Below are 24,319 nucleotides of genomic sequence, written 5' to 3'. Positions count from 1 at the left end.
TGCCGTCCGTCACTTCAGCGGACGGCACGCCCTCAAGTCGCTCAGTGCTCCGACGCGAACCGTACGAACTGGCCCCAGCCTTCGCGGCCGACGGCGAAGGCGGGGCGGGTCACGTCCTTGGAGTCCCTTACGTGGACGGCCTGTTCGGTGGTCGCGATCTCCACACAGTCGTCTCCCTGGGTGCCGCTGTAGCTGGACTTGACCCAGGCGAGTTCCGACGTACCGCTGCTCATAGCTCTCCTCGCAGTCGCTCCAGCAGGTCCCGAGATTCTCTGGGATTGAGGGCCTGCGAGCGCAGTGTGTCATAGCGCCGACAGAGCAGACTCATCTCTTTCGCGTCGGAGATCAGCCGTCCGTTCTGCTGCCCCTCGGAGTACCCGAGCCGCCGTCCCTCCGGGGTTTCCAGAATTCGCATAGGCCCGTCCAGGCACCCGTGGAACTCCAACTCCACCGGCACCACTTGAAGCGTCACGTTGCGCGGCGCGGTCAGCTCAAGAACGTGGTCCAGCATGTTCGCCTGGACCTGCGCCCCACCCAGCCCGCGCCGGAACACCGACTCCTCCACGATGAAGCCAAACGGCATGGTCGGACGATCCCGCATCATCGCCTGCCGCTTCATCCTGGCCGCGACCTGCGCCTCCGTCTGCTCGTCGGTCAGCAGCGGAATGCTGTTGTCGAACACCGCCCGCGCATACGCCTCCGACTGCAACAACCCCGGCACCAGCCGACACTCGTACGTACACAGGCTCACCGCCTCCCGCTCCAGCCGAGCCCACCTCCGGAACCACGCCGCCAGCCCCGCCTCCCCCCGCGTCAGATGCCGTGCGGCCCTCCGCAGCGCGCCCGTGTTGCCCAGCGCCTCCTCCGCGCGCTCCACGAACGCCTCGTCCGGCATGCGGCGTCCCAACTCCACCGACTCGACCGTGTGTTTGGAGTACTGAACGAGGGCGGCCAGCTCGGCCCGGCTGAGCCCGGCGTGTTCCCGCAGCGCCTGGACGAACGCGCCGAACGTCCGCAGGCTGTCCGACGGATGCGGCTCCCGCTCCCACTCCCCCGCCGCGACCGTCCGCGCGCCGGAGCTCCCGGCCGCCTCCCCTTCGACCTCGACCACGTCCATCCGCCGCCCCTTTCCTCGCCTCCGGACCGCGCTCCAGGGCGGCTCCTCACGCCGCCCGCGCACCCCTCCAGCCTGACGGATCATCAGACGTACCGTCCACCCTCCGTGTCCGTACGCTGACTCAGCGTACGAAGTGCCAGACTCGTCCCCGCCCCCGTCCGACCGCCACCCTGAGGTCACGGAAAGCCGGGAGGAACCGTCCGTTTCCGTTACTGACCTGCGGAAACACCTGGGCGGCCGCCTCCCCTCCCGTGCACTGCCGCCCACCACGGGCGGCGGCGGCCGGACCCGGCCGCGTCGGACGAGCTGGAAGGTGCAGTCATGCAGAACGGAACCAACCTGTACGCGCTCGACATCAGCGGAGCCTCCTTCACGAAGGCGTGCGGCGGCCCCTGCACCGAGGGGTGCGTGACGCTGGCGCGGATCGGCGAGGACGCCTGGGCGCTGGGCGACAGCAAGCGGCCGGAAGCGCAGCCGTTGCGGTTCACCACGGAGGAGTTGGACGCCGCCGGTATCGACCCGGCGCGCTTCGGCCTCGGCGCCTGATCTCTCTCACCCCTCCCTTCCTCACCGCCGGCCGGACCGGGCCCGCCCGCGTCCGGCCGGCGCTTCTCGAAGCGGGAACAGCCCATGCACCACCACGCCTACCTCTGGACCGGCCCGAAGGCGCGCTTCGACGACGAGGCGCTGCGGCGGCCCCCGCACCCCGATCCGCCCCCGGCCGGGAGCAGGCCGGAACTGATCGAGCGTTACCGCCTGGTGGCCGCGGAGTTCCGGACGTCGGACCTCCCGCCCCTGGAGACGGCGTACTGGCTCGTCAAGCCGCGCTCGCTGGTGCGGGGCACCTGGGAGGAGGCGAAGGAGGCGGCGGCCTGGCTGGGTGAGCGGCTGGCCGAGTACGCTCCGCGGTTCGCCGCGGAGCACGACCGGGACACCGCGCGTCTGGCCCGGTTGGTGGACTCCGCCGTCGAACGTCTGCACGCGGGCGGGGACGTGTCGTACGGCTGCTACCTCGAACGTCCCTCGTACCTCTCCCTCGCCGTGGTGACGTGCTCCCCCAACCGCGCGGCCCCCGGACTGCCGTGCCCGCGCGCGTGAAGCAGACCCGGCACTCGCCTCCACCCTGACCGCACGCCTCGGCGTCAACCTCAGGAGACTCCCCCAAAGAGGTGGTCACGCTCCATAATCCACCGAAGGTTCCTGCTTCGCGCATAATTTCACGCCATGCCCGACATGGAACCTCTCTTCACCCCCAGGCGAGGCACCATCGTGGGTGACGCCCGCCTCGCGGGACAGGAAGAAGGACTCAAGGAAGGACGTCAGGAAGGACGCGTGGCCGGGAAGGCCGAGCAGTTGCTGCGTCTGGTGGGGCGCCGCGGTTTCTCGCTGACGGAAGAGGTCCGACAGCGCGTCACCACCTGCGCGGACGTGCCTCTCCTGGATCTCTGGTTCGACCGCGCCATCGACGCCGCCACTCTCGACGAGATCTTCGCCGCCCCCTCCTCCACGGACCGCGTCCCCGCTCCCGCCCAGAGCCCGGAGCACACCGCAGGCCGCGGCCAAGGGCTGACGGGTCCCAGGCCCTCGGCAACCTGACGCCAAGGACGCACAACGGGCCGTGTCCCACCCCGGGGTGCGGCCCGTTCGGTTCAACCGTGCCCGCGTGCGCGGACGACCGCGCGCCCCGGCTCCGTACGCTCACTCCGCGTACGGGGCGCGGCACTCGCCTCCGTCCGTCCGTTCCCGCCAGGCTGACGCCATGAACCAGGCAACACCCCACGTCGGCACGCCCGTCAGCACTTTCACCCAGCTCCTGTCGTCCACACGGCGCGGCGCCCGTCTCGCGCGGCTCCTCGCGGTGACCGAGCTGCGTTCCCGGGGCGTCTCGCGGGACCTCACGGAGCGTGCCGAACTCGTCGTCGCGGAGCTGGCCGCCAACGCCGTGCTGCACGGACGCGTGCCGGGGCGCTGCTTCCGGCTGACGCTCGCCCTGGACCCGGCCGCCGGCCGTCTTCGCGTCGAGGTCAGCGACGCCCGCGGGGACCTCCGACCACTCCCCCGTCCCGCGGACGCCGCGCCCGACCCGCTGAGCACCACCGGACGCGGTCTGATCCTCGTCACCGCCCTCGCCGACCGCTGGGACTGCGTCCCCTACCCGCCCAGCGGCAAGACCGTCCGGGCGGTGCTCACCGCGTCAAACGTCGAGGCGCGCCCCTGTCGGCCAGCACAACAGACATGATAAAAGGCCCAGTTGGGGCGTAAGGTCGTACTCCCTGAGGGTGTGGGAAAGGGGAGACGCGTGGAACCCGTGGCAGCGGAGCTTCTCATGGCCCTGGCGAGCGGAACCGCCGGGGCCGCGGGGCAGAACCTGTGGGAGCGGCTGCGCTCCCTCGTGCAGCGGTCCCCCGCCCAGGAGCCCGGCCCGGGGCAGGGCGACGCCGGGCCGGGCGACGGCGAGCCGCCGGTGGGCGAGTTGGTCACGGCCCTGGACCAGGACGCCTCCGACGAGGAGCGCGCCGCCCGGCTGGCCGAGGGCCTCGCCCTGCGCGCCCGCCAGGACCCGGCGTTCGCCGAGGCCCTCGCACTGTGGCGGCGGGAGGCGGAACAGCTGCCCGTCGCGTCGGGCGGCGGAGGCGCCCAGCACCAGGAGATCTCGGGGGGCACCCAGCACAACGTCGTCTTCACCCGCGACGTCCACGGTTCGATCAACCTGGGCTGACCGAGGGGAAGCGGGGGCGTGGCGGGCGGTGAGGGGAGCCGGACGACCGGCGGTGACGGTTTGCACCAGGAGATCTCCGGAGGCACCCAGCACAACGTCGTCTTCGCCCAGGTCGTCGAGAACGTCACCCTGCACGGGGAGAGCGACCTGCACGCGGGGCGCGGGGCCGGCGCTCCCGGCCCCGGTCGTGGCCCCGGCGCGGCCGTCCTGCCGTACGCCGTCGCTCTGCTCGGGGTGTTCCTGCTCCTCGCCCGCCCCGAACTCCCGCTTCCCGCGCGGATCGACCCGGGGCCGGTGGTGGGCGGCTGGCTGCTCCTCGCGGGTGCGGGCGGACACTCCGTGTGGTCCCGGGCGCGCCGGAAGTGGGCCCTCCGGCGCCGGGCCGCCTGGCGCACCCGGCGCACCCTCGACCGGGTCGCCGAGGCGCTCGCGGAGAGCCTGGCCGTCCGCTACGAGGAGGACGAACGCCTGACGCGGCTCAGCGACCCCTCCCCGTTGGAGGTGACCTGGACGACCCTGACGCCGTGGGCGGAGGGAGCGGGACGGGAGGGCGCCGGTGCGGAGGGAGAGCCCCCGTCGGCGCTCCTCGTCCCGCAGGACATCGTCGACTACTACACCGCGACCCCCACCCGCCGTCTGGTCGTCCTCGGTGGCGCCGGCGCCGGCAAGTCCGTGATCGTCCTGCGTCTGGCCCACGCCCTGCTGCGGCGCCGGGCCTCCGGCTCCGGTGATCCGGTGCCGGTGGTCGTGTCGCTGGCGTCCTGGGACCCGGACCAGGGGTTGTTGCGCTGGATGGCGGACCAGCTCGCCGAAGCGCACCCGGAGGCCTGCACCCCGATGCCCGGAGCGCCCCCGGCGGATGTCGCCTTCGACCTCCTCCTCACCGGCCGGGTCCTGCCGGTGCTCGACGGTTTCGACGAACTCCCGGGGGACCGGCGGGCCGCCGCCCTCCGTCAGATCGGCGAGACCCTGCACGGCCGCCGGCCCTTCGTGCTGGCCAGCCGCGAGCCCGAGTACCGCCGGCACGTGCCCGACCAGCAGGACTTCGAGCGCACCGAGATCCGGCTGAGCCCGCTCGGCGACGCGACCGTGCGGGCGTACCTCAGCCCCGGTCAGGGACCCACCCGCTGGACACCGGTCCTGGAGCGGATCGCCGGCGGCTCCTCCGCCGCGCCGCCCGAAGTACGGCGGCTGCGGCGGGTGCTGTCCGTTCCGCTGATGGTGGGGCTGGCCCGGGTCGCGTACGCCCGCGGCGGCGCCGATCCCTCGGAACTGCTGGAGCCGGATGCGTTCAGGTCCCGCGCCGACATCGAGCGCCATCTGTACGACGCGTTCCTGGACGCCGTCTACAGCTCCTCGCACGACCTCCGGGCGGCGCACGGCGGCTGGTCGCCCCAGCAGGCGCGCGCCTGGATCGGTTTCCTCGCCGCCCGGATGCGGGCGGCGAACGAACAGGACCTCGCGTGGTGGCGTCTGGACCGGACCCTGCCCCGGTTCGTCTCCGTGCTCGTCCTGGTGCCGGCGCTCGTCGTCGGCTCGCTGTCGGTCGCGGTCCTCGCCCCCGGGCTGCCGTGGTGGCGGCAGTGGCTGCCGCTGCTGTCCGTGCCCGGCGCGTACGTGCTGCTCTGCGGGCTGGCGCTCGTCGCGGAGGTGACCGTTCGCACCACCGGGCGGCAGGAGCCTCCGCGCAGGCTGCACCGGCCCGTCCGCGAGGACGTCCGGGGCGCGTTCGCGCCGTGGCCGGAGCGGATCCGGGCGACTCTGGCCCTCCTCACGATCGCCGCCACGGTGGCGGCGATCGTCCGCTGGGAGGAGTGGTTGTTCTACCTCTCCCCGCTCTCCGGCGCGGTGGTGTGGCGGTACGGGCCCCGGGCCCTGAGGTACGTGTGGCGCAGCGCCGATCCGGCCGTGGCCGGCAGCCCGGCCGCCCTGCTGCGGGCGGACCGGCGCAGCGTGCTCGCCCTGGGCTGGTTCGTCCCGTTCCGCCTGGACAACGAGGCGACACCGGTGCGGTACGTGCTCCCCCTGCCGCCCTTGATGCTGCTCGTCTGGCAGTTCTCGGGAGGCGGCAGGGACGTCGTCACCGTGCGCGACTGGGTGCTGATGGCCGTGGCGACGCCGGTTTTCTGGCTGTTGTTCGCCTTCGGCTCGTCCGCGTGGGGCGGGTTCATCCTGGCCCGCCTGTACTTCTGGGCCACCGGCCGGCTTCCCTGGCGTCTCCTCCCCTTCCTGGAGGACGCGCACGCCCGCGGGGTGCTGCGGCAGGCCGGCGGCGTCTACCGGTTCCGGCACGTCGAGCTGCGGAACCGTCTCGCCCGCGGTGCGCCGGCCGAGGCGGTCGCGCGGCCCCGGGCCGCGCCGGGGCGGGCGCGCCGGGCCGTGGCCGGGGTGCTCGTCGTCGCGGCCACGGGCGGGCAACTGGTGGTGGGCTCCGGTGCGGTGGTCGGCGAGCGCGTGCCGTGGCCGGTCCGCTCGCTGCCCGCCGCCTGCGCCCTTCTCGACGCGGCGGACGTGGCCCGGCTGATGCGGGATCCGGCCCGGGTGGGCGGCGACGACGGCGCTTCGTGCTCGGCGGGAGAGCAGGCGCCGTTCAGCCGCAACGTGGTCATCGGCGTCAGCCGGGTCCTGCTCGCCGGCAAAGGCTTCAGCGCCAGCGGGACCGAGGTGGCCCATCTCCGCTACGGACAGCTCCGTGCCGGCGCGCCGAACGCCGGGGAGGAGGGTGTGTCGGCCAGGGGCTTCCACCGGGATCTCAGCGGCCTCGGCCACGAGGCGTACCTGTCCGTGTGGCCCGGTTCGGCCGGCTCCTCCGGCCGCGGGGAGAGGTCGGGGACGGCCCGGGTCGGCGTGCGGGTCGGCAACGCCCTGATCCAGCTCGACTACAGCGAGGAGTTCGCCTCGTCCGACCGCGTGGCCGAGGTCGCCCAGGTCCTGGTCCGGAAGGCGCTCCGCCGGGCCGGCCTCGCCGGGATGCGCCCCCGCGAGGGGGACCCGGAGCCCCTGTCCCGGGGCACCACCCTGCCGGCCGTCGACCGGCCGCTCACCTCCGTCACCCCGCCGTCGGCCGTGCCCGCCAAGGACAACCGCTTCACGCACTACAACTGGCGGGCCACCGGTTCGGTGGACGGCGCGACCTGGCGGGACGACGAGCGCTCGTACCTCTGGAAGCTGTCCTCCGTCCCCTTCACCTTCCGCGCGCCCAAGCACATGGACTGTCAGTACGACAGCGGCGTCACCGACGGTCCGAACGCGTACACGTGCACGGCGGTGCCGGACCTCGTCAAGGCCGGCCTGCTCCCCGACCTGCGCCTGGAGATCCGGAGCGAGTGGTGCGGGGCGCACTGCGGCGACAAGGAGACGGCCGCGTTCCTGCGCGCCGTCCCCGACAACGCCACCACCCCGTGGAAGAAGCACAACGACACCACGTACCACGCGGCCGGCCCGGCCGGTGACGGCCGATACCGCATGGCCATGAAGCAGCACTGGGCCTGGCGGTACAAGGACGGAAGCGCCCAGCACGCCTACCTGCTGTGGGTGCGCGTCGAGGTGCCGTCCGAGCACCGCGCCCTGGCGCAGAAGATCGTCAACGACATGTACGCGCAGACGGGGGCCGGCCAGATCATGCAATTCGACTGATCCCGTCCTGACCGGACGGGATGTGGACGACCCTGTATCCGAAAAGCGAGCCGAACACGGGGAGCGCCCGGCCGTCCGGCTTTCGTCCACGTCCGTCACCACCGGACGGAACTTCGGGGACCGCGGTGTCAGTGGGGGCTGTCACCATCGGCGGGTGAGCGACAACGGGTTCGACTGGCGGACGTTCCTTCGGCGTTGGCGGGACGAGTGGGTGCCGAGCGAGGACGAGGCGGTGGAGCTGGCGGAGGGGGAGAGGACTCTCGCCGAGCTGAGGCTGGAGGAACCCCCGGCGTCCGAGGCGGAGGTGGCCGACGCCGAGCGGCGTCTGGGCACCCGGCTGCCTCCGTCCTACCGGGAGTTCCTCCTGGCCAGCAACGGCTGGCGGCTGGACGACGATTCGATCTACCGGCTGGGGGCGGTGCACGAGATCGGCTGGTTCGGGGATCCGTTCGACATGACGCCGCTCTACCGGAGCAGCCTGCACGAGCGGTCGACCCAGCAGGAGGTGCTGGCGGCCGGGATGTGGGAGCGGGCCCTGCAGCTGGAGACCGACTCCGACATGTCCTACGTGCTGCTGGACCCGGGCGACACCGACGAGGACGGCGAGTGGGCCCTCTACGTCTACAAGGGGTGGAGCGGCGAGCAACCGGACCGCTATCCGTCGTTCCGCGCCTACATGCAGCGCAGGTACGAGTCCTTCCACGCCGACCGGGCGCAGCTTCCGGGCTTCGTGAACGACACCACCCGCGCCCTGGACGCCGACGTCGAGCGGGCGCGGGAGGAGGCGCTGAGCGGGAGGTGGGAGGCCGCGCGGGACCTGCTGACTGTCGCGCGGCGCTACGGGCGGCCTGGAGCCTGGGGCATGCTGCAACAGCTCGACACGATGGCGCGGGGCGCCGGGTACGGGAACGTGTACTTCGGCGGGCTCGTCGCCGATCCACGGTGCGTGGACGACCTGGTGCCCGTGATGGCCCTCGCCCATGTGCGGGACGGCCGCTTCCCTGGCCGCGCCCGCCCGTTCGTGCTGGGCGCCGAGACCGACGACGTGGTCCGGGCGGCGGCCGACGAGATCCTCGCCCGGGTGCGCGACGGCTCCCACCGTTACGCACCGGACGGCGCCTTCGGACAGGCGGTCGCCGAGGCGAGGGAGGCGGCGCGATGGGGTGACACGGACACCGCGTGGCGGGTCGTCCGCGCCGCGCTGCCGTCCTGGTCGCCGCCCGCGCCGGACCTGCTGGTGCCGCTCGGTCTGCTGGCCGACCCGGTCCTGGGGCCGGTGGTGACGCGGGAGCGGGGGCTGGAGCTGCTGGCCACGCCCCGGGCCGGCCGTACGGGCCCGGTGCCAGAGCCGGTGCCGGACCTGGACCCGCCGGGATTGTGCTGGCTGGCGGAGTCCCGGTGGGGGAACGTCCCGCACGGCTCCTACCGGTGCCTGTGGGTGGAGGGCGTGGAGCCGGAGGCGCTGCCCGGCCTGGTCGGGCAGGACGGGGGCGCGGGCCTGACCGCTCCGCCCGGTCGTCCCGCCGGGTGGTTCCCCCACGCCGTCCACGAGATCAGGCTGCGGGACGGCTGGGAGCGGTGGGAGGACCGGGCCGTGCCGGCGGTGGGCCGGGCGGGTTCCGGGTGGGCGTTCGGCTTCGACACGGACCCGCGGGTGTCGGGGCCGGGGGCCCTCTTCGTCTCCCCGGCCGCCGGCGCCTCGCACGAAGGCCGGGCGGTGGTGCTGTGGGTACGCCGCGGTCGCGGCGACGTTCCGGTGATGTTCCACCTGTCGGTCGCCGAGCGGGGCGAGGAGTTGTACGCGTACACGCTGCGCGGCACGGACGTCGAGCGCTCGGGGCCGGTGCCCCGGGCGCTCGATCCGGAGCATGTCCTGCTCGGTGTCGACGACGCGGACCGTGAGCGGCGCCTGCTGGCCGCCGTGCAGGACGCGTTCGGCCTGTCCCTGCCCCGGCACGCCCTGACCGAGGGCATCCTGCCGCACCTGACCACGCGGTCCTGGAACCGTGCGCCCCGGGAGGGGGAGGGTTTCGCGTACGCCACGGTCCGCATCAGCCCGCGATGACCCCGGCCGGGGAAGCCCTCGGCCGGGGCGGGTCAGGCGGCCTCGTGGATCACCAGCTTGAACTCCGCGAGGACGATCCCGCGGGCCACGGTGTCGTCGTGGGTGGCACGGACGGCGAGGGGGACGGACGGGTCGACGAAGATGCCCCAGCTCTTGGTCCAGCACTGCATGCCGGGGCTGGGCGGACGGTGTTCCGTGGCCGTGGTGTCGTTGGGGTTCGGGGTGAGGCCGAGCGGGTCGCGGACGAACTGGTCGCGGAGTTCGTCGTAGCCTCCGGCCTCCCACTGGATCATCGCGTACAGGGTGCCCCAGCCGGCGACGCTCGGCCATATCAGACCGGATCGGGGGTCGGAGTCCCAGTCGGTGACGACGTGACCGTCCGGCTGGTTCACCTGGTGCATGGCGAAGCGGTCGCTGGACTCGGCGGACCCGAACGGGAATCGGATGACCGTGTACGGGCTGTTCGCCGGGATCGTCTGCGGGGTGTCCCGTTTGAGGGAGCAGACCTGGACTCCGGCGGCCGTCGTGTGAGTGGACATGGTCGGGTTCTTCCCCGCGGGCGGGCCGGTGAGTCGCGTCCGCGCCCGCCCGCGGGGCCTGTTCGCCGGTGAACTTACTTACGTCATACAACCGTTCCCACTGGTCGGGCGTCTCCCTTGACGACCGCACCGGTCGTTTGACAAGGAGATCGTCATTTTTGCGCTGCGCAAGACCCTGACCACCACCGCCGTCGCCGGCATGGTCCTCGCCGGCACCGCCGCCTGCGGGACCGTGGAGAACCTGTCCGCCGGACAGAAGCTGGACAACGCCTTCGAGCAGCTCGGTGAGGGGCGTTCGCTCGCCTTCGAACTGGACCTCGACACCGACGCCGCCTCCCTGAAGGCGCTGGACGCCGAGGCGTCGGCGCCGGGCGAGGAGATGTCCGACGAGGTCGTCGAGCTGCTCACCGAGGCGAGGATCAGCGTCTCCGTGCACTCGAAGAAGCCGATCAAGAAGTCCGGGGAGAAGGACTTCACCGCGATGGCGATGAAGGTCAGCGGCCCGGACGGCGCCCTCCTCGAGTACCGGCTGGTCGGCGACTACCTCTACGTCCGCGTCGACGCCGCGACGCTCACGGAGCTGTCGGGCAGCCCGCTGCCGCCGGCCAGTGAACTGCCGGATGGGGCGGGCGCGTTCAAGAAGCTCCTCGACGGCGAGTGGATCAAGCTCTCCCAGAAGGAGATCGAAAGGACCAGGGACGGCCTGTCCGGGGCGCAGGACCCCGGCGGCGAGGAGCCCTCCGCCGAGCCCAGCCTCGACGCCACGACGCAGAAGAAGCTGACGGACGCGCTGAAGAAGGCCGTCGCCGAGCAGGTCGACCTCACCACCTCCGACGGTCCGGACGGCACCGAGCGCATCACGGCGACCGCGCCGTTCCGCACCCTGCTGACCGAGCTGTTCGACGCGTTGCGGCCGCTGCAGAAGGAGCTGCCGGGCGGCGACGAGATGCCCACCGCCAAGGACTTCAAGGACGTCCCGAACAAGAAGGTCAGCGCCGACTTCACTCTGAAGAACGGCGAGCTGACCGAGGTGTCCGTCGACCTCGCCGAGCTGGCGGAGAAGGCGAAGGTCAAGAAGCTGGCGCTGGTGCTGCGGGTCAGCGAGGGCGAGAAGCCCGAGGCGCCCGCCGGGGCGACCGAGCTGCGCCTCGAGGACATGATGAACGACATCCTCTCCGGCGCCTTCGGCGGTGGTCTCGCGGACGAGGAGTTCGGGGACCAGGAGTTCGGGGACGCCCCGTTCGAGGAGGCGGACCTCGTGGGCGACGTCCAGCTGTGATGACCCGCTCCCCGGGAGGCGGGCCTCGGCCGTCCGGGCGTCAGCCCGCGGCCACCGCCTCCCAGGGGACCGTACGGTCGCACCAGCGGTTCAGCAGGGTGCGGTCGTGGCCGACCGACAGCAGTCCCGCGCCCGTCGCCGCGCGGTAGTCCTCGACGACGCGCACCAGCGCGGCCGTGGTCGACGCGTCGAGCATCGCCGTCATCTCGTCGCACACCAGCCAGCGCGGCTCCAGGGCCAACGCCCGCGCCAGACAGGCGCGTTGGAGCTGCCCGTCGCTGACCTCGTGGGGGCGGCGGCCGAGCAGGTCCGGGGTGAGGCCCACGGTGCCGGCCAGTTCCGTCACGCGGTCCGCGGCCGAGGCGCGCCGGCCGGTCGCCCGCAGGGGTTCCGCGATCAGGTCGGCCAGGCGCAGCCGGGGGTCGGCGGCGAGGCGGGGCTGCTGGAACACCACGCCGATCGCGGTGCGCTGCTCCCGGGGGGCGCGGTGCCGGAAGCCGCGGACGGGGGTGCCGTCGAGGACGACCTGGCCGGCGTCCGGGCGGTGCAGCAGGGCGGCGACCCGGGCGAGGGTGGACTTGCCGCAGCCGCTCGGGCCGAGCAGGCCCACCGCCTCGCCCGGGGCGACGGTGAGGTTCGCGTCGCGGACGACGGGGGCGCGGCGGTCGTAGCCGGCGGTGACGGCGCGCAGTTCAAGCACGGATGTCCTCCGGGGTGCGGGCCGCCTCGGCGACGTCGGCGGGGGCCTGCACCGGGTGGTGGCAGGCGACCGGCGCCGTGAGGGGCGGGAGGGCCGCGCAGGCGTCCGTGGCGCGGTCGCAGCGGGGGGCGAAGGCGCAGCCCTCGGGGAGGCTGCCCAGTTCGGGGGGCAGGCCGGGGATGGGGGTGAAGGACCGTTCGGGGAGGGCCTCCAGCAGGCCGCGGCTGTAGGGGTGGCGGGGGCCCGGGGTGCCGAAGAAGGCGTCCGCGTCGGTCAGTTCGACGATGCGGCCCGCGTACATGACCGCGACGCGGTCGGCGATGCGCTGGGCGGCGGCCAGGTCGTGGGTGATCATCAGCAGGGCGTGGCCGTCGTCCACGTGACGGCGCAGTTCGTCGACCGTGCGGTCCACCAGGTCGCGGTCCAGGCCGGTGGTCGGCTCGTCCGCGAGCAGCAGCGGCGCCTCGCCGATCAGCGCGAGGGCGGTCGCGGCGCGCTGGGCCAGGCCGCCGGAGAGTTCGTGCGGGTGGCGGTCGAGGTGGTCCACGGGGAACTCGGCGCGTTCGGCGGCCCGTTCGGCGGCCTCGCGGCGGGCGGCACGGCCGCGGGCGCCGGTGAGGCGGGCGACCGTCTCCTCGATGTGCGCGCGGATGGTGCGCACCGGGGTGAGGTGCGCCGCCGGGGACTGCGGGACCAGGCCGACACGGCGTCCGCGCACGGTGCGGGCGAGGGTCCGCTCGTCGGCCGTGAGCAGGTCGAGGTCGCCCAGGCGGGCGTGGCCGGCGGTGCGTGCGTTGGCCGGGAGCAGGCCGAGCAGGGCGGACGCCAGCACGGACTTGCCGCAGCCGCTCTCCCCGATCAGCGCGAGGCACTCCCCCGGCGCCACGTCGAACGACGCGTCGGACACGGCGGCGACGCGGCGCCCGCCGGGCAGCAGGAAGCGGACGGAGAGGCCGCGGACGGAGAGGAGGGGGGCCGTCTCCTTCGCCGACGGGGCGGCGGCGGATTCCACCGACGGGGCGGCAGCGGGTGCGGCCGCCGGGACGGGAGCGGGTGCGGCCGCCGGCAGGGCGGACGCGGGTTCGGCCTCCGACGGGACAGACGCGGCCTCGGCCTCCGACGGGACAGACGCGGCCTCGGCCTCCGACGGGCCGGTCTTCCGCAAGGACTGCGCCGGTGTCACGGCGTGTTCCGACGTCACAGCATCAGCTCCGATCGGCGGCGCGGGTTGATCCGTTCACGCCAGACGCCGGCCAGGCCGGCGACCGCGAGGGTGGGGATGATCAGGAACAGGCCGGGGAAGAGGGTGGGCCACCACTGCCCGGCGAGCAGGGAGCCGCGGGCGCCCTGGATGAGGGTGCCGAGGCTCGCGGTGTGGGTGGGCAGGCCCAGGCCCAGGAAGGACAGGGCCGACTCGTGCCACATGGCGTGCGGGACCATCAGGACGGCGGCGAGGCCGGCCTGCGGCAGCACACCCGGCAGCAGGTGGCGTACCGTCACCCGCCACCGGGACGCCCCGCCGGAGACGGCCGCGTCGATGAAGGGCCGGGAGCGCAGCGACAGCACCTCCGCGCGGACGATGCGCGCGGTGGACAGCCAGTGGGTGAGGGCGACGGAGATCACCACCGGCCAGACGCCCGGCCGGAACATGGCCACGATGAAGATGCCGAGCAGCAGGTGCGGCACGGAGGACAGGGTGTCGACCAGGCGCATGACCAGGCGGTCGGCCCAGCCGCCGAGGGCGCCGGCAACGGCCCCCACGGCGGTGCCGATCACCGTGGCGGTGAGCGCGGCCACCACGCCCACCAGCAGGGACACCCGCAGCCCGTAGACGCAGCGCAGCAGCAGGTCGCGGCCCACGTCGTCGGTGCCGAACGGGTGCGCCCAGCTCGGCGGTTCGAGCTTGGCGGCCAGGTCGACGGCCTGCTGGTCGAGCTGGGCCAGCGGCGGGACCAGCAGCACGGCGAGCACGGTCACGGCGACCAGGGCGGCGGAGACGCGCAGCCGCAGGACGTGCGTGGAGCGGCGGGCGGCGCCGTGCGCGCGCCACGCGGAGGCGGCCGGTCCCCCGGCGGCCCTCTTCCCGATGACCGTCTTCCCGATGACCGTCTCCTCGGCGGCCGTCTTCCCGGCGGCCGTCTCGACGGGGTTCGCCGCCGCGGCGGCGTCGGCCTTGGGCGTCACATCTCCTCCAGCTTCACCCTCGGGTCGATCAGCCCGTAGAGCAGGTCGGCGAGCAGGTTGCCGGCGAGGACGGCGGCGGTGGCGAGGGTGGTCAGCGCGGCCAGCAGCGGGAAGTCGACGGCGGTGGCCGCCTCCACCGTGGCGGAGGCGATGCCGGGCCAGCTGAAGACGGTCTCCACCAGCAGCGCCCCGGTGATGAGTTCCGGCACCCGGGAGCCGATGAGGGTGAGCACCGGCAGCAGTCCGGAGCGCAGGGCGTGGCCCAGCAGCACGGTGCGTTCGCTCAGGCCGCGGGCCCGGGCCCCGCGTACGGGGTCCTCCGCGAGGGCGTCGCCGACGCCCTCGCGGACGTAGAGCGTGAACCAGGGGAGCTGGGAGACGGCGAGGACGCCGGCGGGCAGCACCAGGTGCTGGACCAGCCCGCCGAAGGTGACCCGGTCGCTGCCGGTGTCGGTGAGGCCGCCGGCCGGGAGGACGTCGAGCTGGAGGGCGAACAGCCACACGGCGAGGAGCGCGATCCAGAAGACGGGCGCGGCCTCCAGGACGTACGCGGCGGAGGTGACCGCGCGGTCGACGAGGGAGCCGGGGCGGCGGGCGGCGAGCACGCCGAGCACCGTCCCGAGCAGGACCGCTGCGGCGAACGCGACGGCGCACAGCAGCGTCGACCAGACCAGGCGTTCGCCGATCACCTCGGCCACCGGCTGGCGCATCACCGCGGACTGGCCGAGGTCGCCGCCGAGGGCGGAGGCCAGCCAGTCCCACCAGCGCGCGGTGAACGGCTGGTCCACGCCGAGGTTCTCCCGCAGCCGGTCCAGGGTCTCCTGGTCGGCGCCGAGGGCTGCGGTGCCCGCGTACCCCTTGACCGGGTCGAAGGGGGAGGCGGCGGCGACGGCGAACACGCCGAAGGTGACGACGAGGAGCACCGGCACGGCGTACAGCGCGCGGCGCGCCGTGAGCCGTGCCATGGCTCGCCAGGGGGCGTGGGTCATGCCGCGGGCTGCCAGTCCTCGACGTTCCACCAGGGGCCGGCGGCGAAGCCGTGCTCGTGCGGTTCGGTCTGGGTGGTGAGGCCCTTCCAGCGGTCGGCGAGCACGTACATGTGGTCGATGTGGGTGAGGAAGGTGTAGCCGGGGTCCTTGACGAGGGCGCGCTGGAGGTCCTCGTAGGCGGCCTTGCGCGCCTCGGGGTCCTGGGTGCGGCGGCCGGTCTCGAGGGCCCGGTCGACGGCGGGGTTGTCGTAGTGGGGCATGTTGTTGAAGCCGTCCCCGGCGAGGGAGGAGTGCAGGAGCGTGTAGAGCCCGAAGTCGGGGTCGCCGGTGCTGCCGAAGCCGGCGAGGACGGCGTCCCGGTGCATGCGGGGCTCGATGACCTCCCAGGTGGCGCTCTCCACCTTGACGTCGATGCCGGCCTTCTTGGCGTCGGAGGCGTAGGCGAGGGCGTGGTCCTGACGGACCTTGTCGCCGGAGGGGTAGTACAGCGTGAAGCGGGCGGGGCGGCCGTCCTTGGCGCGGATCCCGTCCTCGCCCTTCGTCCAGCCGGCGGCGTCGAGGACGCGGCCGGCCTCGGCGAGGTCCTGGTCCCGTTCGACGTCCTCGGCGAACCACGGGTCGTCGAGCGGCAGCGGGCCGTAGGCGGGGCGGCCGGCGCCGTCGAGGATCTTGTCGACCATGGCCTGCCGGTCGACGGCGAGGTCGAGGGCGCGGCGGATCGCGGTGTCGCCGGTGACGGGGTTGCCGGTGGGGAGGGTGACGGCGCGGAAGTCGTAGGAGGTGGCCCGGTACGTCTTCTTGTCGTCGTCGCTCTTGAAGGTGGCGGCGAGGTTGGGCGGGAGGACCGCGCCGTCGAGGTCGCCGGAGCGGAGCCGGGTGGCGCGGACGTCGTCGTCGCCGACGATCGCCATGGTGAGCTTCTTCACCTTCGGGGCGCCGCCCCAGTAGTGCGGGTTGGCCTTGAAGGTGAGCTTCTCGCCCTTGCGCCAGTCGGCGAGGACGTACGGTCCGGTGCCGATCGGCTCGGTGTTGAAGGCGCCGGTGTTGGGGTCCTGCTTCCCGGCGACGTGCTCGGGGACGATCGGCAGCACCGTGCGGGCCGCGAACGGCGTGTAGGGGTGGTGCAGGGTGAAGACGACCGTGTCGTCGCCCACCGCCCGGACGTCCTTGACGGCCGCGAGTTCGCTCTTGGCGGTGTTGTTGGTGGCGTCGTCGAGCACCGTGCGGTACGTGAAGACGACGTCGCGCGCGGTGAGCGGCTTGCCGTCGCTGAACTTCACACCCTCGCGCAGGGTGTAGGTGTAGGTGCGGCCGCCGTCCGTGATCGTCGGGAGCGCCTTCGCCAGCGCGGGCTTGAGGCTCAGGTCGGCGTTGCGGGCGAGGAGCCCGTCGAAGAGCTTGGAGTTGCCGTCCTTGCCGTAGCCGAGCAGCGGGCTGAGGGTGTCCGGCTCGGTGGAGACGCCGATCACGACGGACTCGGCGGCCGCCGCGCCGTCCGCGGTGCCGGAGCCCGGCGCCGAGCAGGCGGTGGCCACCGCGGCCGTCGCCAGCACGGCGGCGGCTCCCCGTATACGTCGGGTCGTCATCGAACCTCACATCCCTGTTGCCCGGAAATCGTTGTTGCATATTAATTGCAGCAAGACCCTGCCCAGGACGGCGGCCCCCTAGTCGTCCGATCAGTCCCCCGCTCCGGGCACGGACGCGGCACGTTCCGGACGCACAGGTGTGCGCCGGATCACACGCCGCCGGGCGCCGTCCGCGCGCCCGTCACCGCTTGTCACCGGCTCGTCTTCCCGGACCCGGGCAGCGGGTTCCTGGGCGCGCTGGGCGCGTTCGGTTCCGTATCCGCCGTCACGCGGATCCCGCTCGCGGTCAGCGAGGGGTTGCTGACCGTGCTGGTGATGCGGCTGCTGGTGCGGTCCAGCAGGGGCGAACTGACCCGGCTCGGGGTGCCGGTCACCTCGGTCGCCGGGGGCGAGCGCGCCGGGTCCGCCGGGGCGGTGGCCCGATGAGCCGCGAGGCGAGGATCAGCTCCCTGCTTCTGCTGCTCGTCGCCGCCCTCACCGTGATCCCGCCGGTGTTCGGGCTCGGGGACGACAAGGAGGAACCGTTCGCCGGGGCGGACGGCGAGGCGGGGACCGCGGTCACCGAGATCGACCCCGGCCACGAACCGTGGTTCTCCCCGCTGTACGAACCGCCGTCCGGCGAGACCGAGGCGGCGCTGTTCGCCCTCCAGGCCGCGATCGGCGCGGGCGTCCTGGCCCCCTGCTTCGGGCTGCTGCGCGGACGCCGGCAGGGCGAGGGGCGGGCGCCGGCCCTGCTGGGGCGCAACGGCAGCGGCAAGACCACGCTGATGCGGCTGCTGAGCGGCGGACTGCGGCCGGGCGGCGGGAAGTTGTGCCTCGCCGGTCGTGCGGTGCGGTACGACCGCGAGGGGCTGACGGCGCTGCGCACCACCGTGCAGCCGGTGGTGGAGGACCCTGACGACCAGTTGTTCGCCGCGTCCGTGGGGCAGGACGTGTCGTTCGGACCGCTGAACCCGGGCCTGTCCGACACGGAGGTGCGGGCGCGGGTGGCGGAGGCGCTGGAGGCGCTGGACATCTCCGCGCTCGCCGGCCGGCCCACGCATCTGCTGTCGTACGGGCGGCGCAAGCGGACGGCGATCGCGGGCGCGGTCGCCATGCGGCCCCGGGTGCTGATCCTGGACGAGCCGACGGCGGGCCTCGACCCGGACGGGCAGGAGCGGCTGCCGGCCATTCTCGGCCGGCTGCGGGCGAGCGGCACGACGGTGGTGACGGCCACGCACGACGTGGCCCCCGCCCTGCGCTGGGCCGACGACGCGGCGCTGCTGGCCCCGTCGGGCGCGCACACCGGCCCGGCGGCGAAGGTGCTGTCCCGCCGGGACCTCCTCGCGGCGGGGCTCAGGCTGCCGTGGGGCGTGGCGGCCGGCCTGTTCCTGCGGGCGCGGGGGCCGGGGGCCGCCGCGGACGTCGGTCCCCGCGCCCGCAGGAGCCGGCGGCGCGGGCCGCCCTGCCGGAGCGCGGGGACGCGGGCCGGGGTCAGACGGCCGAGCGGAAGGCGGGCAGGTAGCCGCCCGACTGGCCGGCGGCCTTCGGGTGGTAGGAGTTGCCGATCGGGAGGGTGACGCTGTGCAGCCAGGCGTCGCCCGAGCAGAGCTCGTGACCGGTGAACTCGTCGACCACGCTGGAGTAGGTGAACCCGGCGTCGGCCGCGCGCTTCGCGATCACCCCGTTGAGCACGTCACTGGCGTTGTTGATCGCGGAGCGCTCGGTCTCGCTGAGTCCGGCGATGCAGCTGCCCGAGAGCTTGTAGAAGCGCGGGTAGCCGAGGACGACCACGTGCGCCTGCGGGGAGCGGGCGCGGATGCCGGAGTACAGCGAGTCGAGCTTGCCCGGCAGGGTGTTCCGTACCTGCGAGACGGCGGTGTTGACCCGGGAGACGCAGGTGGCCTCGCTCTGCAGCACGCAGGTCTGCATGACGTCCGCGAAGCCGACGTCGTTGCCGCCGGCGGTGACGCTGACGAGGGTGGTCGTGGAGGACAGCGCGCTCAGCTGGGTGGAGGCCACGCTCGTCGTCGTCGCGCCCGAGCAGGCGGCGAACCTGAAGGACGCGGGGGCGTTGGCGTTCCTCCACAGCTGCGGGTAGGCGGCGGTGCTGCGCTTGCAGTCGCCGCTCTCGGAGGTGTAGCTCCCGGCGCCCACCCCGGAGGAGTAGGAGTCGCCGAGCGCCACGTAGTGGTGGCCGGCGGCCGCGGCGGGGTGGGCCAGGCCGAGGACGGTCGCGGCACCCAGGATCAGGGTGGCGAGCGTGGTTCCCAGTGAACGCATTGACACGTGTGTCCGCCCTTCACGACGAAACTCGCGACGGTAGTTGAGGGAGCAACAGGAGTTGTAGCAGGGCGGAATACCGTGCGGTAACTACCGGTCGGGAAGTCATCCGGAATGATCCGAATACTGAGGTGGCCGAACCTGCTCCGCGCGTGGCCAAACCTCGACTCCGCCGTTTTCAGGTCAATTTCGTGACGCGAAAACGTGCCGGGCCGCACGGGGTGCGGCCCGGCGTCCGGGCTTCCCGGCGAGGCCGGTTCAGCCGTCTGCGTCCTGCCGCGGCGGGCCCGCCGGGAGGCGCCGGGGACCGGCCGCGCGCGTGATCGCCGACTCGACGGCCGCGATGCGGTCGCCGAGCAGGGCGAGGGCGGCCACCGCGCGGGCGAGGGCGTCGTCGTCGGGGCCGCCCAGGGTGAGGGTGCGGACGTGGGCCGCCTTCACCTCCGCCCAGCGGGCGGCCTGTTCGCGCGTGAGCGTGCCGCGCAGTTCGGCGAGCTTCAGCAGGTTCGCCTCGGCGCCCGTGGTGAGGGTCTGGGCCTCGGCGGTGTAGTGGTCCTCGACGACGGCGGACAGTTCGGCGTCGTTCATGACGGGCTGGATCCGCTGGGCGATCTTGTTCATGTTGCGGTAGGAGCCCTGGAGCAGGAACGGCGGCTCGGTGCGGGCGTCGTCGGAGCGGGCCGCGGACGCGATGTACGCCGCGTTGACCGCGAGGACCGTCCGGCGGGCGGTGAGCAGATGCCTCAACACCGCGAGCACGCGGTCGAGTTCGGTCGGCGCGTACGGGTGGACCAGGCGGTCCGGACGGGCCGTCGGGTCGTCGGAGGCGAGCCGGATCAGCAGGTCCAGGTCGGCGCGGTCGCGTCCGGCCAGCGGCGCGAGCACCGGGTTCGCGGTGAGCGCGTTCTCCACGAAGCTGAGCGCGAAGACGTCCTCCTTGCCGGTGAGGACGTCACCGAGGTTCCACACGTCGGCCCGGTTGGCCAGCATGTCGGGGACCCGGAAGACCTCGCCGGACTCGGTGTAGGGGTTGCCGGCCATGCACACCGCGAACCGCTTGCCGCGCAGGTCGTAGGTGCGCGGCTCGCCCTGCCACACGCCCTCCACCCGGCGGGTGGCGTCGCACAGCGGGATGAACTTCTGCAGCAGCTCGGGCGAGGTGTGCTGGATGTCGTCCAGGTACAGCAGGGTGTTGCTGCCCGCCGCCAGCGCGAAGTTGATCTTCTCGACCTCCTGGCGGGCGGTGGCGTTCGGCGCCTGGGCCGGATCGAACGAGGTGACGCCGTGGCCGAGCGCCGGGCCGCTGATCCGCACCAGGACCAGGCCCAGGCGGTGGGCGACGTACTCCATGAGGGTCGTCTTGCCGTAGCCGGGCGGGGACAGGAGCAGCAGCAGTCCGCCGGTGCCGGTGCGGGCCGACTCTCCCGTGGTGCCGAGCTGCTTGGCGAGGCTGTCGCCGACCAGCGGCAGGTACACCTCGTCGACCAGCCGGTTGCGCACGAACGAGGCCGTCACGCGCGGCCGGTGGTCGTCCAGGCGCAGCCGGGCGCGCTCGGCGGTGACGAGCTCCGCGCGGCGCCGCTGGAAGGCGCGGAAGGCCGGCACCTCACGCGCCCGGAACGCGTCGGTGCGGGCGAGGAACTCGTCCAGGCGGAGGGTGAGCCGGCGGTCGGTGATGCGCGGATGGGTGGAGACCAGGCCCTCGACGGTGACGGTGAGGGGCGCGTCCGACTCGTGGCGGGGCACGTCCGGGCACACCTCGGCGGCCACGGCCTCCGCGAGGTCCCCGGCGTCCCCCTGCTCGCCGGTCGCCTGCGTGTACGCGGTCAGCCACGCCTCGACGAGCTGACGGCGCGCGGCGAGGTCGCCGAGGGCGGTGAGGTCCTCGTCGTACGCTTCGCCCGCGACCGTGCGGCGGAACGTGTCGAGCAGGGTGCGGGCGCGGGCGCTGATCACGAACCCCTCGGGCCCGGTGGTGAGTTCGTCGAAGAGGTACGCGGCGCACGCCTGAGGGCGGACGGGCGCGTCCGGGTCCCACTCCCCCACCGCGCGGGCGAGTTCGCCTCGCAGCGCGTCCAGCGCGGGCGGGGCTCCGAAGGCGTCCCGGACCCGGGCCAGCGAGCGGGCGCGGCGGGTGAGGCCGGCGCGCTCCTGCTCGGTGGTGCCGTGCGCCCAGTACAGCAGGGCGTGGGCGCGGACGGCGGAGGCGTGGCGCAGGGCGCCGGCGCCGTCGTACAGCGGCAGCAGGGCGGTCAGGAGCGCGGTGGCGTCGTGGTCGTGGACGCCCCGCTCGTACCCCTCGTCGTACGCCTCCTCGGCAGCCGTGCGGACCAGGGCGGCGAGGTCGTCGGCGCCGGCGAGCGCGTCCGGGCCGTGCTCGTGCAGCAGCCGGGCGGCCAGGTGCTCGGCGCGGCTGACCCGCGGCGACTCGGACGGCAGGTGCCGGTCCCACAACGGGCGGGCGGCGAGCAGGGCGGGGTCGGTGACGGGGGCGCGGTAGTCGGTGCCGGTGAGGGCGAGGGCGAGTCCGTCCTCGTGCGGGACGACGGTGAGGTCGAAGGGCTGGGTGGAGACGGCGAAGCGGTGCGCGCCCAGGCGGAGGGTGCGGCCGCCGTCGGCGTACAGGTCGGTGCGGTCGCGCAGGGCGCGGGCGGCCTCCTCGCGGGCGGAGCGCAGCCTGCCGTCGAGTTCCTCGGCGCGCACCCGGTCGCCGAGGGCGCGCAGGTCGTCGGCGCTGCGGCGGACCTTGGCGACCAGCGGGTCGGAGGCGAAGTAGGTGCTCACCGCGTCGGCGTCGGGGAGCGCGGCGCTGCGGCGGACGACCGTCTCCAGCACCCGTCCGGCGGCGGAGGCGAGCTGTCCGGCGCGGCGGGCGCGGGCGTCGGTGAGGCTCTGCTTGCGGGCGGCGAACGCGTCGTGGATCTCGGTCCGCCTGTCGGCGAGTTCACCGAGGACGTCGTCGAACTCGGCGAACCGCGACTCCACTTCCTCGAGCTGAGCGAGGACCCGGGCGAGCTGGTCGTCGCAGGCCTCGGGGTCGCCGGCCGCGGCGAGGGCGCCGGTGACGGTCTGCCCGAGCAGGGTCAGCTCGGCGGCGAGACCGGCGCGCGCCTCGCGGTCGAGGAGGCTCCGGCGGCGGGCGTCGAGCGTGGCGCGGGCGCGGTTGACGCCGCCGAGGGCGTCGGCGACGCGCTCCAGGACGCCGGTGCGGACCGTGGCGTCGGCGATGTCGAGCCCGGCGACCACCTCGGTCACGGTGCGCAGTCCGTCGGCGAGTTCGTCGAGGCGTTCGGCGAGCGGGGCGGCCTGGGCGGTGGTGGTGACCGCCTCGATGTCGGCGTGCAGCCGCTCCAGGCCGGCGTGGTGGGCGGCGAAGGCGTCCGCGCGGGCCAGGAAGGCGACGGCGCGCTGCCCGAAGGAGGCGAGGTCGTCGTCGGCCTCGGCGGCCAGCGCGTCGATCCGCTCGTGGTCCGCGTACCGCATCTCCTTCAGGGTCAGCAGGTGGCCCTGGGCCTGGCGGAGTTCGGTGAGGCCGCGGACCCAGACGGCGGCCTCGCGGGGCTGTTCGCCGCGCAGCCGGCGCACCACGGACGCGATCCGCGCGGCCGCCTCGTCGAGCGCGTCGGCGGCCCGGCGGGTGAGGTCGGTGACCGTCTCGAACTCGGCGAGCACCTGCTCGGCGGTGGCGCGCACCTCCTCCAGCGGGGTGCGCAGGTCGCCGACCTCGGGATCGCCCAGCCAGTGGTGGGTGTCCAGGGCGCGCACGCAGGCGGCGGCCAGGGTCGCGTAGATCCCGGCGGTGGGGGTGGTCTCGGCGGCGGCGCGGGCCAGGGACAGGCAGTCGGAGACGCCGCGCACCAGGTCGGCGTTGCCCACCCGGGCCAGCGGCCCCTCCCCCACGGGCCGCGCGGCGGCGCGCGCGTCCGACGGGTACGGCGTGTCCCACAGCTGCACCGGGTGCACGCGGGCGGGTTCGTCGCCCTCGGGACGCAGCAGGGTGAGGCGGCCGTCGTCGAAGAGCGCCCAGCCGTGGCAGGCCATCGGGGTGGCGACGGCCTCGCGGATCTGGTTGTAGGAGAGCAGCAGGGCGCGTCCGCGGGCGGGCGCGTGGAAGGCGTAGAGCACGTCCTCGCCGTACGGGGAGCGCACCTCGCGCTCGAACTCCATGCCATCGGTGTCGAGGTCGTAGGTCTTGTGACTGCCGGCGGCGAGGCAGTAGCCGCCGGGGAAGACGATGCCCTGGTCCTCGGGCAGCCGGCGGCAGCCCTGTCCGATGCCGTCGAGGCGGACGACGGTGCGGGTGAGGGTGTGGAAGACCAGGTGGCGGGGGGCGGTCTCCTTGTAGGGGAGGATCCGCAGCAGGATCAGCGGGCCGACGCGGGCGTGGGCGATGTCGGCGTCGGCGAGGGACTGCAGGGGCTCGTCGACGGGCTCGCTGTGGATGCCGTCGGGGGTGCCGGTGTCGTTCTCCGCCTTGATTGTGAGGGTGCCGCCGAGGGTGTCGACGAAGACCTCGCCCCGCACGGAGACGTGCGGGTGGCGGCCGAGGACGTGGTCCTCGCGGGTGGCGGGCGTCCACTCCACGTCGGCGGGCGGGACGCGCGCGTGGTCGCGGTCGCCGCGGGCGTCGAGGAAGGCGGCGCGGCCGTCCTCGGACACCGACCAGCGCAGGACGCGGATGTCGCCGGCCTTCTCACCGGTCTGGAAGACGGCGAGCAGCCTGCCCTCGACGCGGCGCAGCCGCAGCAGGCGGGCCTGCCGGTAGTAGCGGTGCAGGGCCGCGAACTCCCGTACGAAGGCGGGGTCGTCGAGCAGGCCGGGCACGGCGTCCTGGGGCAGCCGGCCGAGGCCGCGGTCGTGGAGCGCGAGGACGTCGCCGACCGTGGTCTCCCGCTCCGGGCGGGGCCGGGTCTCGTAGCCGAGGAGCAGCACGTCACCGACGGCGACGATGTCGCGGGGCACGGCGGTGCGCTCGGTGCGCAGCCGCTCGGCGCCGGTGAGGCGCAGCTCGGGGGCGCCGAACTCCTCGGCCCGGCGCCGGTTCAGCGCCTCGGCGCGGCGGGCGAGTTCGCGGGCGCGGTCGGTGAGGCGGTCGCGCAGCACCTGGTAGGCGCCGCCGTCGACCGCCGTGCCGGAGGCGTCCGGGGCGGGGCGGACGCCGTCGTGGGTGGGCTCGTGGGTGCCGGTGGTCATGGCTGCCTCTCGGGAAGGCCCGGCCGGGAGCCGCCGTCCCCTGTGCGGCG

Annotated in this window: 18 protein-coding genes and 2 pseudogenes; 10 read left to right on the top strand and 10 right to left on the bottom strand. The window is 74.1% G+C overall.

The annotated features are described in order from the left end of the window. Positions 1–41: 41 nt before the first annotated feature. Both ACWH4W_RS15370 and ACWH4W_RS15365 read right to left on the bottom strand, forming a co-directional pair. Positions 42–233 carry a DUF397 domain-containing protein gene (locus ACWH4W_RS15370; protein WP_473076285.1) on the bottom strand — a complete coding sequence of 64 codons (192 nt, stop codon included), beginning with the start codon at positions 231–233 and terminating at the stop codon, positions 42–44. Beyond that, positions 230–1,117, bottom strand: a complete 888-nt coding sequence (locus ACWH4W_RS15365; protein ID WP_473076284.1) for a helix-turn-helix domain-containing protein — start codon at positions 1,115–1,117, stop codon at positions 230–232. Before ACWH4W_RS15365 ends, ACWH4W_RS15370 begins: the two co-directional genes overlap by 4 nt. A 321-nt stretch (positions 1,118–1,438) precedes the next feature. Here ACWH4W_RS15365 and ACWH4W_RS15360 point away from each other — a divergent pair, with 321 nt between their 5' ends. From ACWH4W_RS15360 to ACWH4W_RS15330, 7 genes are all read left to right on the top strand, one after another. Further along, positions 1,439–1,663: a DUF397 domain-containing protein gene (locus ACWH4W_RS15360; RefSeq protein ID WP_106411957.1), complete on the top strand. Its 225-nt coding sequence runs from the start codon at positions 1,439–1,441 to the stop codon at positions 1,661–1,663. 84 nt (positions 1,664–1,747) lie between these two features. Further along, positions 1,748–2,215 carry a hypothetical protein gene (locus ACWH4W_RS15355; RefSeq protein ID WP_473076283.1) on the top strand — a complete coding sequence of 156 codons (468 nt, stop codon included), beginning with the start codon at positions 1,748–1,750 and terminating at the stop codon, positions 2,213–2,215. Between the two features lie 126 nt (positions 2,216–2,341). Beyond that, positions 2,342–2,713 carry an RpnC/YadD family protein gene (locus tag ACWH4W_RS15350; protein ID WP_473076282.1) on the top strand — a complete coding sequence of 124 codons (372 nt, stop codon included), beginning with the start codon at positions 2,342–2,344 and terminating at the stop codon, positions 2,711–2,713. Between the two features lie 163 nt (positions 2,714–2,876). Next, positions 2,877–3,356 (top strand): ATP-binding protein, encoded by a 480-nt coding sequence (locus ACWH4W_RS15345; RefSeq protein WP_473076281.1) that lies wholly within the window; start codon positions 2,877–2,879, stop codon positions 3,354–3,356. Between the two features lie 60 nt (positions 3,357–3,416). Next, complete coding sequence (locus ACWH4W_RS15340) at positions 3,417–3,836, top strand: hypothetical protein (protein WP_473076280.1); 420 nt, start codon at positions 3,417–3,419, stop codon at positions 3,834–3,836. A 60-nt stretch (positions 3,837–3,896) separates the two neighbouring features. Further along, complete coding sequence (locus tag ACWH4W_RS15335) at positions 3,897–7,472, top strand: NACHT domain-containing protein (RefSeq protein ID WP_473076279.1); 3,576 nt, start codon at positions 3,897–3,899, stop codon at positions 7,470–7,472. Between the two features lie 154 nt (positions 7,473–7,626). After that, positions 7,627–9,537 carry an SMI1/KNR4 family protein gene (locus tag ACWH4W_RS15330; RefSeq protein WP_473076278.1) on the top strand — a complete coding sequence of 637 codons (1,911 nt, stop codon included), beginning with the start codon at positions 7,627–7,629 and terminating at the stop codon, positions 9,535–9,537. 32 nt (positions 9,538–9,569) lie between these two features. Here ACWH4W_RS15330 and ACWH4W_RS15325 read toward each other — a convergent pair whose 3' ends face one another. Beyond that, complete coding sequence (locus tag ACWH4W_RS15325) at positions 9,570–10,076, bottom strand: hypothetical protein (RefSeq protein WP_473076277.1); 507 nt, start codon at positions 10,074–10,076, stop codon at positions 9,570–9,572. Between the two features lie 199 nt (positions 10,077–10,275). On the opposite strand from ACWH4W_RS15325, the gene ACWH4W_RS15320 reads away from it, so the two are divergent. Beyond that, positions 10,276–11,355, top strand: a complete 1,080-nt coding sequence (locus ACWH4W_RS15320; RefSeq protein WP_473076276.1) for a hypothetical protein — start codon at positions 10,276–10,278, stop codon at positions 11,353–11,355. Positions 11,356–11,395: 40 nt separating this feature from the next. Here ACWH4W_RS15320 and ACWH4W_RS15315 read toward each other — a convergent pair whose 3' ends face one another. From ACWH4W_RS15315 to ACWH4W_RS15295, 5 genes are all read right to left on the bottom strand, one after another. Then, complete coding sequence (locus ACWH4W_RS15315) at positions 11,396–12,055, bottom strand: ABC transporter ATP-binding protein (protein ID WP_473076275.1); 660 nt, start codon at positions 12,053–12,055, stop codon at positions 11,396–11,398. Next, positions 12,048–13,067 (bottom strand): ABC transporter ATP-binding protein, encoded by a 1,020-nt coding sequence (locus ACWH4W_RS15310; protein ID WP_473077507.1) that lies wholly within the window; start codon positions 13,065–13,067, stop codon positions 12,048–12,050. Before ACWH4W_RS15310 ends, ACWH4W_RS15315 begins: the two co-directional genes overlap by 8 nt. Before the next feature lie 185 nt (positions 13,068–13,252). Then, positions 13,253–14,158: an ABC transporter permease gene (locus ACWH4W_RS15305; RefSeq protein ID WP_473077506.1), complete on the bottom strand. Its 906-nt coding sequence runs from the start codon at positions 14,156–14,158 to the stop codon at positions 13,253–13,255. A gap of 77 nt (positions 14,159–14,235) precedes the next feature. Further along, positions 14,236–15,204, bottom strand: a complete 969-nt coding sequence (locus ACWH4W_RS15300; protein WP_473077505.1) for an ABC transporter permease — start codon at positions 15,202–15,204, stop codon at positions 14,236–14,238. A 20-nt stretch (positions 15,205–15,224) separates the two neighbouring features. Then, on the bottom strand, positions 15,225–16,814 hold the full coding sequence (locus ACWH4W_RS15295; protein ID WP_473076274.1) for an ABC transporter substrate-binding protein: 1,590 nt from the start codon (positions 16,812–16,814) through the stop codon (positions 15,225–15,227). Positions 16,815–17,012: 198 nt separating this feature from the next. Here ACWH4W_RS15295 and ACWH4W_RS15290 point away from each other — a divergent pair. Next, a pseudogene (locus ACWH4W_RS15290) lies at positions 17,013–17,240 on the top strand (energy-coupling factor ABC transporter permease); the annotation flags it as partial. Beyond that, positions 17,237–18,318 (top strand): annotated as a pseudogene (locus ACWH4W_RS15285) (energy-coupling factor ABC transporter substrate-binding protein). The pseudogenes ACWH4W_RS15290 and ACWH4W_RS15285, both read left to right, overlap by 4 nt. Here the strand turns inward: ACWH4W_RS15285 and ACWH4W_RS15280 are convergent. Continuing rightward, positions 18,288–19,076, bottom strand: coding sequence for an SGNH/GDSL hydrolase family protein (locus ACWH4W_RS15280; RefSeq protein ID WP_473076273.1), 789 nt, complete (start codon positions 19,074–19,076; stop codon positions 18,288–18,290). The pseudogene ACWH4W_RS15285 and the gene ACWH4W_RS15280 sit on opposite strands and share 31 nt — an antisense overlap. Positions 19,077–19,334: 258 nt before the next feature. After that, a complete protein-coding gene (locus ACWH4W_RS15275) occupies positions 19,335–24,269 on the bottom strand; it encodes a DNA repair ATPase (RefSeq protein ID WP_473076272.1) in 4,935 nt (1,644 codons plus the stop codon). Positions 24,270–24,319: the final 50 nt, after the last annotated feature.

The sequence above is a fragment of the Streptomyces sp. DSM 120436 genome (assembly GCF_055778765.1).
Note: the sequence above shows the minus strand (reverse complement) of the source record. Positions and strands in the feature narration are given on the sequence as shown.